This is a genomic window from Nitrosomonas sp. Is24 (assembly GCF_033063335.1).
Taxonomy (GTDB): Bacteria; Pseudomonadota; Gammaproteobacteria; order Burkholderiales; family Nitrosomonadaceae; genus Nitrosomonas.
On the sequence record NZ_JAWJZG010000001.1, the window covers coordinates 1418542 to 1431299 of the forward strand.

Annotated in this window: 12 protein-coding genes; 10 read left to right on the forward strand and 2 right to left on the reverse strand. The window is 43.2% G+C overall.

Annotated elements, in window-relative coordinates; all coding sequences use genetic code 11:
- Positions 1 to 30 precede the first annotated feature (30 nt).
- The 9 genes from aceF to R2103_RS06420 all read left to right on the forward strand — a co-directional run bounded on the left by aceF (position 31) and on the right by R2103_RS06420 (position 8304).
- A complete protein-coding gene (gene aceF, locus R2103_RS06380) occupies positions 31 to 1335 on the forward strand; it encodes a dihydrolipoyllysine-residue acetyltransferase (protein WP_317530650.1) in 1305 nt (434 codons plus the stop codon).
- A 30-nt stretch (positions 1336 to 1365) separates the two neighbouring features.
- The gene (gene nadD, locus R2103_RS06385) at positions 1366 to 2043 is read left to right on the forward strand and encodes a nicotinate-nucleotide adenylyltransferase (RefSeq protein WP_317530651.1); all 678 of its coding nucleotides are present in this window, start codon (positions 1366 to 1368) and stop codon (positions 2041 to 2043) included.
- The gene (gene rsfS / locus R2103_RS06390) at positions 2040 to 2366 is read left to right on the forward strand and encodes a ribosome silencing factor (protein ID WP_317530652.1); all 327 of its coding nucleotides are present in this window, start codon (positions 2040 to 2042) and stop codon (positions 2364 to 2366) included. Before nadD ends, rsfS begins: the two co-directional genes overlap by 4 nt.
- Before the next feature lie 35 nt (positions 2367 to 2401).
- Positions 2402 to 2872 (forward strand): 23S rRNA (pseudouridine(1915)-N(3))-methyltransferase RlmH, encoded by a 471-nt coding sequence (rlmH, locus tag R2103_RS06395; protein ID WP_317530653.1) that lies wholly within the window; start codon positions 2402 to 2404, stop codon positions 2870 to 2872.
- A gap of 100 nt (positions 2873 to 2972) precedes the next feature.
- On the forward strand, positions 2973 to 3593 hold the full coding sequence (locus tag R2103_RS06400; protein WP_317530654.1) for a Maf family protein: 621 nt from the start codon (positions 2973 to 2975) through the stop codon (positions 3591 to 3593).
- Between the two features lie 79 nt (positions 3594 to 3672).
- Positions 3673 to 5127: a ribonuclease G gene (gene rng / locus R2103_RS06405; RefSeq protein WP_317530655.1), complete on the forward strand. Its 1455-nt coding sequence runs from the start codon at positions 3673 to 3675 to the stop codon at positions 5125 to 5127.
- Positions 5128 to 5940: 813 nt separating this feature from the next.
- On the forward strand, positions 5941 to 7278 hold the full coding sequence (locus R2103_RS06410; RefSeq protein WP_317530656.1) for a SulP family inorganic anion transporter: 1338 nt from the start codon (positions 5941 to 5943) through the stop codon (positions 7276 to 7278).
- Positions 7279 to 7565: 287 nt separating this feature from the next.
- On the forward strand, positions 7566 to 7970 hold the full coding sequence (locus R2103_RS06415; RefSeq protein WP_317530657.1) for a universal stress protein: 405 nt from the start codon (positions 7566 to 7568) through the stop codon (positions 7968 to 7970).
- A 112-nt stretch (positions 7971 to 8082) separates the two neighbouring features.
- On the forward strand, positions 8083 to 8304 hold the full coding sequence (locus R2103_RS06420; protein WP_317530658.1) for a hypothetical protein: 222 nt from the start codon (positions 8083 to 8085) through the stop codon (positions 8302 to 8304).
- Between the two features lie 535 nt (positions 8305 to 8839).
- Here the strand turns inward: R2103_RS06420 and R2103_RS06425 are convergent.
- Both R2103_RS06425 and R2103_RS06430 read right to left on the reverse strand, forming a co-directional pair.
- Positions 8840 to 9487: a response regulator transcription factor gene (locus tag R2103_RS06425; RefSeq protein WP_411172606.1), complete on the reverse strand. Its 648-nt coding sequence runs from the start codon at positions 9485 to 9487 to the stop codon at positions 8840 to 8842.
- A complete protein-coding gene (locus R2103_RS06430; RefSeq protein WP_317530659.1) occupies positions 9462 to 11936 on the reverse strand; it encodes a sensor histidine kinase in 2475 nt (824 codons plus the stop codon). The genes R2103_RS06425 and R2103_RS06430 overlap by 26 nt, the downstream gene beginning before the upstream one ends.
- 207 nt (positions 11937 to 12143) lie before the next feature.
- Here R2103_RS06430 and ccmA point away from each other — a divergent pair, with 207 nt between their 5' ends.
- The gene (gene ccmA, locus R2103_RS06435) at positions 12144 to 12758 is read left to right on the forward strand and encodes a cytochrome c biogenesis heme-transporting ATPase CcmA (protein ID WP_317530660.1); all 615 of its coding nucleotides are present in this window, start codon (positions 12144 to 12146) and stop codon (positions 12756 to 12758) included.

The following is a 12758-nucleotide window of genomic DNA, read 5'->3' on the forward strand; positions in this document are numbered from 1 at the left end:
CTCCCATTCGAAGGCGTGTGAGGAAAGCGTGTGGCTGAATTAAAAAAAGTGCTCATTCCGGATATCGGTGACTTTAAAGAAGTGCCGGTTATTGAAGTGCTGGTCAAAACGGGCGATATGGTGAAGGCCGAAGATTCGCTGATTACGCTCGAATCCGACAAAGCGACGATTGAAATTCCAGCGCCTTATTCCGGTTTGGTGAAGGAAATATTGGTCAAAGCGGGTGACAAAGTATCGCAAGGTAGCACCGTGTTGACCCTGGAAGTTTCTGATAACAACCGCGTGGAAGCGCTTCCTGAAGTTTCCGTGGCTGCCGCTGTTCAAAAAGAAACCGCACCGCAACCGCAGCAGGACGCTAAGCCGGTTGTTAACCAACCGCAGAATCTGCCACAAACTGTATCCACGGTCAGCAATGCTCCATCCAAAGCGCATGCCAGTCCGTCGATCCGCCGCTTTGCGCGGGAACTCGGCGTCAATCTCGATTTGATTACCGGCAGCGGCCCCAAACATCGCATTCTCAAAGAAGATGTGCAGGCTTATGTGAAAGCCGAATTGTCAAGATCCCGTGGCACCGGGACGGGTGCGGCATTGAATTTGCTGCCTTGGCCGCAGGTGAATTTTGCCAAGTTTGGCGCGGTTGAATTAAAACCGTTAACGCGCATTAAACAAATTTCCGGCGCGAATTTACACCGCAACTGGGTGATGATTCCGCACGTCACGCAGTTTGACGAAGCGGATATCACCGATTTAGAAGCATTGCGGAAAGAATCCAACGATAGCGGTAAAGAAAATAGAGTCAAACTGACCTTATTGGCTTTCTTGATGAAAGCGTTAATCGCACCTTTGAAGAAATTTCCCGAATTCAATGCATCGCTGGATAACGATAGCAATGGTGAAGCCAATTTAATCGTCAAGCATTATTACCACCTTGGCTTTGCCGTGGATACCGCCAATGGATTGGTGGTGCCGGTCATAAAGGATGTCGATCAGAAGGGGATCATCACTATTGCCGAAGAATTGGCGAGATTGTCTGCACTGGCACGCGAAGGCAAGTTAAAACCCACTGACATGCAAGGTGCGAGCTTTACCATTTCCAGCCTGGGTGGTATTGGCGGAACAGCTTTTACACCCATCATCAACGCACCGGAAGTGGCCATTTTGGGTATTTCCAAGGCCAGTATCAAACCGGTTTTTCGTGACCACCAATTTGTGCCACGCCTCATGCTGCCTTTGTCGCTTTCCTATGACCATCGTGTCATCGATGGTGCAACGGCGGCCCGTTTTACGACGCATCTGTCGGAAGTATTGACGGATATGCGCTTGGCGTTGCTATGATCCGCATCGTTCATTTCTTTATTCACAACTATGGCTGTTACCGATAAGTTTCCACTGATTGGCATTTATGGCGGGACATTTGATCCTATCCACTATGGACATTTACGCGTTGCTGAAGAACTGCTGGATATCGCCGGTTTAAGGCGCATGATCTTTGTTCCCTCGGGTGCTCCCCGGTTACGCGCTGCGCCCACGGCATCGAGAGGGCATCGCACAGCCATGGTGCGGCTGGCCATTCAGGATAACAACCGGTTTTCGCTCGATGAACGGGAAATCAACCGGCCCGGAATCAGCACAACGGTGCAATCGTTACAGGAGTACCGGCGCGAGCTGGGAGATAACACCGCGCTTTGCTTTGTATTGGGCATCGATGCATTTGCTAAGATCAATCAATGGTCTGAATGGCATGAGTTATTCGATTTGTGTCATTTCATCGTGGTTACCCGGCCAGGCTTTGTTTCCATCAATGCAGGCCAGAATTTGCCCGACGAGGTGCGGAAAATATTATCTTCCCGCTGTGTCACCGATGTCAGTGAGCTCGAATTGCAATCCGGCGGTTTTATTTATATGGCGCAAACATCGTTGCTGGAAATATCGGCTTCACAAATTCGACAGTTGATCAGCGCTGGGAAAAGCATACGCTATCTGCTGCCCGAGAGTGTCGCTGAGTATATTAAATTCAATCGTTTATACACTGAGAACCTATGAATTCAGAAAAACTGGTACCTGTCATTGTCGATGCTTTGGAGGAAATTAAAGCGCACGATATTGATGTGATTAATGTGTCCAAAATTACTGCGATGTTTGGATATATCATTATCGCCAGTGCCGACTCAACCCGTCAGACCAAAGCGCTGGCCAATAATGTGCAAGAAAAAGTTAAAACCGCCGGGGGAAAGGTTTACAGCATGGAAGGGGAGCAGACAGGGGAATGGTTGCTAGTTGATTTGGGTGATGTGATTGTGCATATCATGCTGCCAGCTGTACGCGAGTATTACAATCTGAAAGCGCTATGGTCGGAGCGGAATTAGCACGCTAAAGTACGATCAACTGATTTCTTTGGGTCATGAAATTTTTTATACTCGCGGTTGGAAACAAAATGCCGGATTGGGTAGAAGCTGGTTATGCCGAATATACCAAGCGCTTATCCCATGAAATTAACATTAATTTAATCGAGATTAAACCGGAAAAGCGGGTTGGCGGAAAACCGGTCGAGCAGCTTCTGCAAGCGGAAGCTCAACGGATTCGTGCCGTTTTACCGCCGAATTGCCACATTGTGGCACTTGATGAGCGGGGCCAGCAATGGACAACGGTGCAATTCGCGGATGTGATCAACACATGGATGGCAGCGGGCGAAGCTATTGCATTCGTTATTGGCGGTGCTGATGGACTGCATGGTGATATCAAGCGAACCGCGCATGAACTGATGGCATTGTCGAAGCTTACGTTACCGCATGGTTTGGTTCGTGTGCTGCTGGCGGAACAGATCTATCGTGCAGTGTCGATTAACAAAAACCACCCTTATCATCGCGCTTGAACAGGATCACGGAAATGTGAAGCGCGCCCCGTGGTGATTAGGTTTTAAAATACAATGAATGAAATGATCAAATCCCGATTGAAAGTGATGATTGACTGTAATGCTCTCTGAGAATCAAATATATCTTGCATCAAGAAGCCCCAGAAGACGTGAATTGTTAAGGCAGATTGGGGTGAAATTCAACTTGCTGATGATGCGTGAAACACTAGGGCGTGCGATCGATATCGATGAACAGCCGCTTACGGGCGAGGCTCCGTCAGAGTATATCTACCGGGTGGTCCGGGCCAAAGCGAACGCCGGCTGGAAACGGATAATGCAACGCCACTTGCCGGTTTTGCCGGTGTTGGTGGCGGATACCATTGTGACGATAGATGGATGCATTCTCGGGAAACCGCGAGACAATGCACATGCCGAAGAAATGCTAAAAATCTTGTCAGGCCGCACGCATCAGGTTCTGACAGTGATCGGTGTTGGCGTGAAGGATGACGTGCAAATGCGGTTGTCGATATCAACGGTACGATTTCGTGAAATCAGCGAACGTGAGATTCGTAGTTATTTAGTGAATAATAATTCGCTGGATAAAGCAGGCGCATATGCCATTCAAGGCATGGCGGCCGCTTTCATTGTCGAGATGTCCGGCAGCTATAGCGGCATTATGGGGTTGCCGCTCTATGAAACAGCGCAGTTGCTGGCAGAAACCGGTATAGAAATTTTCCAATAAGATTATGGTAGCGCGCTCTTAAGTCTGATTTATCGCTACATCCAATTTCTGATTTGTTTGAGAACCAATTGTATTGAATATGAGCAATGAGATTCTTGTTAATATCACGCCGCAAGAAACCCGGGTAGCAATATTAGAGCAGGGTGTTACGCAAGAACTTCACATTGAACGGACGAGCGGCCGGGGCATTGTCGGGAATATCTATAACGGCCGTGTCAGCCGTGTTTTGCCGGGGATGCAATCGGCTTTTGTCGATATTGGTCTGGACCGTGCTGCTTTCTTGCATGTGGCGGATATCCGCGACTCCAATCCGGAGGGCGATACGGCCAAACCTATTGAGAAACTGTTATATGAAGGGAATAGCATCCTGGTGCAGGTGATCAAGGACGCGATTGGCACCAAAGGTGCACGGTTGTCCACGCAAATAAGTCTGGCGGGCCGTTTGCTGGTATACCTGCCGCAAGAATCGCATATCGGTATTTCTCAGCGTATTGAAGACGATAGCGAACGTGAGTTGTTGCGGGAAAGGTTACAGCAGATTTTGCCGGCAGAAGAAAAAGGCGGATATATTATTCGCACCATGGCGGAAACCGCTGACGAGGCCAATTTGCGTGCCGATCTGGAATATCTGCACCGCTTATGGCGCGACATTCAACAGAAATCAGTGACGATTGCGGCGCCTGTTTTACTTTATCAGGATCTGGATCTCAGCCATCGGGTATTGCGCGATTTCGTGGATGAAGATTCCACCCGGATTCTCGTGGATTCGCGGGAGAATTATCAACGGCTGGTTCGCTTCGCGCACAATTACATGACTTACATTGCTGAACGCATTGTGTTGTACACGGGAGATCGCCCGTTATTCGATTTGTATGGTGTGGAAGAAGAAATCGAAAAGTCATTGGCCAAACGTGTCAATTTAAAGTCCGGCGGGTATCTGATCATCGATCAAACCGAAGCACTGACCACGATGGACGTCAATACCGGTGGATTCATCGGTGTGCGTAATTTCGACGACACTATTTTCAAAACCAACCTGGAAGCCGCTCAGGTTATTGCCAGGCAACTGCGTCTGCGTAATCTCGGTGGCATTATCATTATCGATTTCATCGATATGGATTCCGAGGAACATAAGCAGGCGGTTTTAGCGGAATTCAACAAAGCACTGTCCAAGGATCGCACGCGCATAACCGTCAATGGATTCAGTGCGCTGGGGTTGGTTGAAATGACACGTAAGCGAACCCGGGAAAGTCTTGCACACGTGCTATGCGAAACCTGCCCGACTTGTCAGGGGCGGGGGGAAATCAGAACCGCGCAAACCATTTGTTACGAAATATTGCGCGAATTGCTGCGCGAAGCCAGGCAGTTTGAAGCCAATGAATTTCGCATTCTGGCATCGCAGCAAGTAATCGATCTTTTTTTAGATGAAGAATCGCAAAGCTTAGCCCAACTGGGTGATTTCATTGCAAAACCGATCAGCTTGCAGGTTGAAGAGTCGTATACGCAAGAGCAGTATGATGTGATCTTGATGTAACGTAATGCGGTTTTTAGCATTACTTTGCAGCTTCGTTTCAGTATCAAGGGCCGGTTCAATCTGCGGCTATTCTTTTATTATTAAAATTTTTCAATAACTTGTGGTCTGGTCTGCATATCAAGCGGATACTTAGAACGATATAAGTAAAATGAGGTGTCGATCACCCCTATTTTGCCTATATCGATTTCTTATCACTATTCCTACCTCTGTTTTTTGTAACTATCCATCAGCTGTTCAGCAACCGCTCTCTTTTTTGGTCTGTTCTTCTCTTTGAAAATAAGCTTTACTGAATTTTAATTGATTTAATTTTTTAGTGTCGTTTAGTTATATGAATTTATTGATTAAATTCTTAGAATAAAACTATTCTACCTGATTTCTTTAGGAATTAAATTAGAAATAATCTAAGGTTTTTGCTTATTTTATGTAAGTAATTTACCTAATCTAGGTAAGTTTTTTGTCTTTAAAAATGCAATCAATTTGCCTGTTAATGGTAATAATTTTTTCTGATTAGATTGGCATTTTTGCCCATTAAATAATAATGGTTTTACTAATATACAACGCAATCCCGGCGCGATACGATTTACCTAAGCTTATTTTTTGAAGAATCGCCATCTCGAGAGCTGAGATAAAGAAGTTTTGTGATCTTGGAAGTATACGTTGCAGAAAAATGACGGATTGCAGAATACCGGTTTATTTCAACGATGAAAAATTCTTCAACAAGCTTTTTGACTATAAAGATTAAATTTATATTAAGTTGAACAGAAAGGTTTTATAAAGTTTATCACTAACAGTTTACGAGAGAGAGGTATTTTTATGGCAACACGGTCTGATGATGAATCGCTAGTCTCGCAGCAAAAGAAAGTAGAGGCTGCTAAGAAAGAGGGGTCGGCTGCTTTTCAGTCGCAGTATTTTTTTCGTGATACTGCAGCGGGTTTAATTACTGGAGCGATGGCGATTCCATTAACGATTGGTATTGCGATTATGTCGAACTATCCAATCAAAGTAGGCTTGGCTACAGTAGCTTTTGCTTCCTTGATTGGATGGATAAATGCCTGGTTCAAGCCGGGCAATTTTATTGGATCACCGGGTATTGCGGCCGGGTTGGCTCCAGTGTTGGCGATGGGTGTGGCTGCTTTTGGTATTCAGAATATGGCATTTTGTATCTGTATGACCGCCATTATGCAGGCCATTATTTGGAAGTTTAATTGGCAACGTTATTTGCTTGTTGCGGTTCCGGTATATCTGGTTGAAGGATTGCTGGCTGGTGTTGGATTAAAGATTTTGTTGAAATTCTCAGAATTTACCTACGAAATACCTGCGGAATTGGTGACGGAAGATTTCTGGAATGAAGCGCGTATTCAGATGGCGGCTATTTCAGCGGGTGGTCTTGGTCTATTTTTACTCTTATTTGCTAAGTTCAAAGATACACAACCGGCAGTTCCATATTTCGCGATCATTGTCGGCGGCGTGATCCTGGCGCAGTTTATGACTGTCCCTATGATTTCTGTAGAAGATATTGAGCTGCAATTGAAATTGCCATTACCGAGTGAAGATACGACAATTTTGATGTTGGCGTACATGATATTTTTCTGCGCCATGCTGGCGATTGTGGATGTGATTGAACAGGTGATGAGTAATGCGGCAATTGAGAAAATTGATCCGTTAAAACGTAAAACCAATAGTAATAATAGTTTGCTTGCAATCTGGATTGCTAATTTAGGCTCGAGCTTCTTCGGTGGTATGACCAACTTGGATGGTCTAGCTAAAAGCACGACCAATAAACTTGCTGGCGCGATGACTAAATTCTCGGTCTTGATTATTGGTTCCGTGGTGTGCTTCTTTACGTTTAATACACATTATCTTGATTATTTGCCCAAATTCGCTTTGGCGGCCATCATGTTATTTACCGGTTATAAGATGATTGCCGGGTTGGTACACGTTACACATTATGGTCCTTATGCGCTGATATTGGCATTCTTAACAGCGGGCTTAGTCTATAAAGTAGGTATTTTTGAGGGCTTGTTAGTTGCAATGGTGATCCATGGTGTAGTGCACTATTTGGTATATACCAAACATGAGAATATGCCTGGAAAATCAGTTGTTAAACGTTATTTTGACAATCTAAGAAAAGATAATAGTAATTTGCAGTAAGCATGTTGAATAGTATGGCTTTTCGTAAACTGTTAGTGATTTGCAAGCAAAAGAATCAAAGTATTACCGTAAAACGTATCGAATACATTGAGGAGAATTAGTCATGTTTAAAAAATTATTAGTATCTGTAATTAAACAGTATTTTGTTTATTTGAAAAAAATGCACAGCAATAATCTGCAAGACAAATTGCCGTCGCATAATTTGTCGTAATCCAATGGTGTTTAAGAACTAAAAGTATTACTACTTGGTTAACAAACCCAACAGGAATTCATTAAGAGAATAGTGTATGTACAAAAGAATAATGGTGGCAGTCGACGGTAGCGAGATAGCTCAGCAAGCGTTAGCGGAAGCAATAAACATAGCTAACACTTATAACGCAACTTTATGCATTGTTCATAGCATCGGCAGTGAAAATGAGGCCGATAAAAGTCGAGGCAATGAAATTCTTGAGAAAGCTAAATCCGATACTAATGTTTTAAGTGTCGAAACCCGTCTCATCAATGCCGAAGCTGAATATGGATTAAATGGTATCGCAGATGCTATTGCTGCCGCTGTTTATGATTGGAAAGCGGATTTGATCGTAGTGGGAACATCCAATCGTCGTGGATTGGAACGTTTCTACGTAGGTTCCGTTGCTGAGCAATTGGTTGCAAAAGTTGATTCTTCAATATTATTGGTGCGCTCAAAATAAAACGGGAAATTAAATCTGTTTATTTAAGGGTAATAAGTAACGTGCCTAACAAGAGTCAATACGTAAGCACAAAATTTTATAAACAATTATTTTTAATACCAAGGAAATTATCATGTCAACAAAACAAATATTTACTATTGCAATTATTGCTATAGGAGCTAGCTTGTTATCGATGTTTGAACTAACCCAGTATATCTTTAACTGGATTATTACCGATGGTCAGTTGGGATTGGCGTTTTTTGTTGCTTATATCGTGATCGCTTTAAAATTTGGTAAGTCAACAAGCAAAAAGAAATACGTAAATGGATATGAAGCGTCTTTGAACAGAAATTAAGTTTTTTAGTTTACTAATTATTTTAATTTTTGGATTTTCAATTTACATTTTGATTTAAGCAATATATTTGCCTCATCTTTAAATATTTACAATCCCTATTTATTGTAAATGGACCGCTTAACCCAAGCATTCAATGAAAAATTTTTCTTAAGAATGTCACAATGATCCTGGAGATCATGGGCGTGTTGAATTGGGTTCTATATTTAATTTTTGCAGTTATTTTTTCTTTATTCTGTTTTGAGATATGTACTAGAAATTCTCAAAAAATGAATCATCGCCCTTCAAGAAACATCAGACTTCAGCTTTAAGAAATTGAAAACCCCGCTGTAATCAGCGGGGTCTTTTTTTGAACTATACGAGTTGATAATTTCAACTTGATTATTGGTTTTATTTCGACATTCTTTCACTGCTGCTTGTAACAGAACGATCAGATGAATTTCTCAATGATTTATTTTTACCGTAGGGTTTTTTGAGGATAGTTGGTATTTTAAGCGCCCAAAATTCTTCGCGAAAATGCTTCACAGCACTCGAATTGTTATTGTTGCTGAGAGATCCAGCGTGTAGCGTAGCGAATCAAATCGGCGCCATCTTTCAGGTTTAATTTTGACCGGATATTAAAGCGGTGCGTGTCGATGGTTTTAATGCTGCGGCACAGCATTTGAGAGATTTCGTGACTATTATGTCCTTGCCCGATTAAGTGTAAAACTTCAAGTTCACTGGATGTCAGTGCATTTATTAGATGTTCAGGTTCCGAGCTTTTCATAACCATTCGTTTTAAAAGCTTTTTGTGCATCTGCTTGCTGAGATAAACATTACCTTTTAGAACCTCACGGATAGCTTCAAGCAGTACTTCACCAGGTTCATGTTTCATGACATAACCCAGTGCGCCCGAGCGCAATGCGCGTTCAGCATAAACCGATTCATCATGCATGGAGATAAAAAGTACCGGTAAATCCGGAACCGCTGCATGTATACTCTTGATGACTTCAAGTCCCGATACCGTTTTGAGTGTTACATCCAATAAAATAATATCAATCGAATTATTTTTCTTGAGTATTTCCATTGCTTCAGCGCCATCACCCGCTTCAGCAAAAACTTCCATATCCGGTTCCATATTGATGAGCATTGCAAGGCCATGCCGTAACATGGCGTGATCATCAACTAGCATTACTTTTGCTTTCATTGTCGATATTTTTAGTTAATTGTGTTTTTAAACGAACTTCTGTGCCGCCTTCTTTGCGGGCTAAAATTTCCATCTTTGCGCCCAATTGCTTCGCGCGGTATTGCATAATTTTAATGCCCATTCCCGGTGTCGATGGATGATTGATATCCATTCCAGTAAAACCACATCCATCATCGCAGATTGATAAGCGAAGCGTATTTTCATCGGATGTTAAGGTAATGGTTATATGCTGCGCTTTACCATGCCGGATGGCATTATTAACAGCTTCTTGCGTAATCCGGTACAAATTGAGTGCTACACTATTGTCATTGATTATACTAATGTTATGCCACGAGAAATTACAGTCGATATTATACGTTGTTGAGATTCTGGTGGCCAAGGTTTGTAACGCTTGAATCAAGCCATTGGCTTCCAATTCGAATGGCAGTAATCCCTGCGCAAGCTGCTTGATGTGAATTACAGCAGTCTGTGTTTGTGAAGCAATCGAGGCTGCCAATGTGGTCAAATTTTCATTTCCGATCGTTGAAGCGGAAATTTTCTTTTCGAGTACCCTCGCTTGATAACCAATTGCAGCGATCTGTTGACCGACATTATCGTGTAATTCCTGTCCGATCGTATGTGCTTGCTCTTCGGCCACGGAGACCAATGCTTGCTCTAACCGCCTGAGCTCAAGCCAGCTTCCTAAATCATTGGCAATCGCATTAACAAGCTTCTGTTCTTCCGGCACGCGAAATGGTTTGTTTTTAGAGTAAAAAATAATTAAATGCCCGCATTCTTTTCCATTAACGCAAATTTTCGATTGCAAAGCAGATTTATTGTCATAAATTTTATGACTAGATTCAAAGTTAGAGTGGTTAGTATCAATTTTGCTCACGGTGTGAGGTTGGTTGCTGACATTGGAATTCTCACTGAAAGAAGTAAAATATTTGCCATTGATATCGATTACAGCAGTCGCAATTTCCGGATACTGCAAAGCCGGTATCAAATATTTGAATATACTGAAGCAAACATCTTCTAACGAAAGCTCCATTCCTATACTGCGGCGGATTTCATACAGGCATGTGATTTCTTTAAGACGTGCATGCAATAACTCGTCAATTTGTTTGCGTTCAAGCCATAGCGCTAAATCACTCGTAATTGCATTAATCAGTCTTTGTTCTTCTATTACTAAAAAAGGTTTGTCTTTAGGGTAATAAACGCTTAACTGGCCACAAGCTTTACCATTAATGCAGATTTCTGATGTCAGTTCATGTGTAAAGTCCCTCGTCTGAGGTACGGAAGAAATGTGTTTTCCATCGAGATTGATTGTGATTGAAGTATATTCAGGGTGTTGCATGGCGGGTATTAAAAACTTAATAATATTTTGACAGACTGCTTCTATCGATAATTCCAGTCCGATACTGCGGCGGATTTCATATAGGCAAGTGATTTCTTTAAGGCGTTCCCGCAATTCACTTTCTTTGCGGCTTAATTCAATGGAAAATTGCTCGGCTGTTTCTTTAGCTTTCCTTGCTTCTTTTTCCGATTTGATGAGTTTGCGTACAAACCAGTTTAATAACAATATCTCGGCAATAATCAGTGCTGCAAGATAAATACTGATATCTTGCAGCTTTTCAGTAACCGGTTTAAATAATTCTTCCTCATCCAGCTTGAGAATCATGCTAAGACCAATGGAATCCAAGGAAGCATAGGTTTCTATCACAGGTACTTGACGATAATCCTTAGTGGCGGCAACCCCGCTTTTCCTGTAAACCGTCAGGAATTTGGATGGTCCACTTTCACTCGGAAGTAGATGCTTGAATTGGACGCCGTTAATCTGGCTAATCAGACAAGCCATTTCATGTTTTCCTTCTTCCGGTTTTGCGCATAAAACGAACTCACCAGTTTCGCCGATCGATCTTATCCCTATGAACCGGCTCGTGAGCTGCGGTAATTTGACTTGCGTAGTGATACTGCCAATGCGTTGTTTGTCTTGATCGAGCACATCATTTGTGGTGTGAAGAAAAAGTTGCTTGTCCCATATGAGGAATGTGTCTTTGTTTAACCGGAGCGCTTCTTTACTTTTGGAGAACTCACCTACTTGTGACAGTGTTTTACCGCGTATATCACGAACGATGGCTGCCGAGAAGCCCGCTTCAGGCAGCGAATTAACATTCCGCATCAGATCATGTAATGCATTGAGATTGCCAGGTTCGGCGGTGAGTTGTTGCATCGATTGAACAATAAAAGGGCGCAGCGATAGTGCTCGAGCATCTGCCAAACCTTTTTCAATTTGGGATTCCAGCAAAAATGACTTCCCTTGCAAGGCAACAGCCAATCCTCTACCCAGCACCGACTCGATTTCCTGCCGCATGGCAGTGTACACGGTAATGCCTGTAGTCAGCGTAAGTCCCAGCAATAATAAGCCACCTATAATGCTGATTTTGCGATCATCGCGTGTAAAAAACAAAACACTCTCCTTAATTATAATTCCCGGATCACAGATTCAATAAAGTATATTAGAAATGAAGATTTCTGATTAAAATTTCGCCGATCACGTTTGATGTGTTTGATAAAGTCATCAAGAATCGCACAATACTTCACCGAATGATCTGCGGTGCCATAGCTATCCTCAATGCGTTATAATCAGCAGTCTATTCCATTGATCGATAAAATAATGCTACAAGGTATCAATCTCGCATGTGTTCGCGGTGATCGCGAGCTTTTTAGAGATGTCAATTTTTCACTTGAAGCGGGTGGCTTGATGCAAGTGCGTGGCCCGAATGGGAGTGGCAAGACCAGTTTGTTACGCATGCTGTGCGGACTGTCCAATCCCGCCGCCGGTGAGACTCGCTGGAATGGCACTTCGATTCGCGTGCTGGATGGTGAGTATTATGGCGCGATGACTTATATCGGTCATTTAAGCGGCACGAAAGATGATTTAACGGTGATTGAGAATTTACGCATTTCAAGTGCGCTAGCGGGTTTTGACATCGGTGCCGATCAGGCGAAAGAAGCACTCGGTCATATCGGCTTACGGGGCAGGGAAGTATTGCCAGTCAAGGTGTTATCGCAAGGTCAGCGGCGCCGTGTTGCGCTGGCTCGTTTGCTGGTATGTAAAACTTCCTTGTGGATTCTGGATGAACCCTTGGTCGCATTGGATGTGGCAGCAGTTAAATTGATTCAGGAGTTGCTCGAGCAACATTTGCGGGAAGGTGGCATGGTAGTCATGACGACGCACCAAGAAATTGATATTACAGCAACATCAACTACACAGCTGCATCTGGCTTGA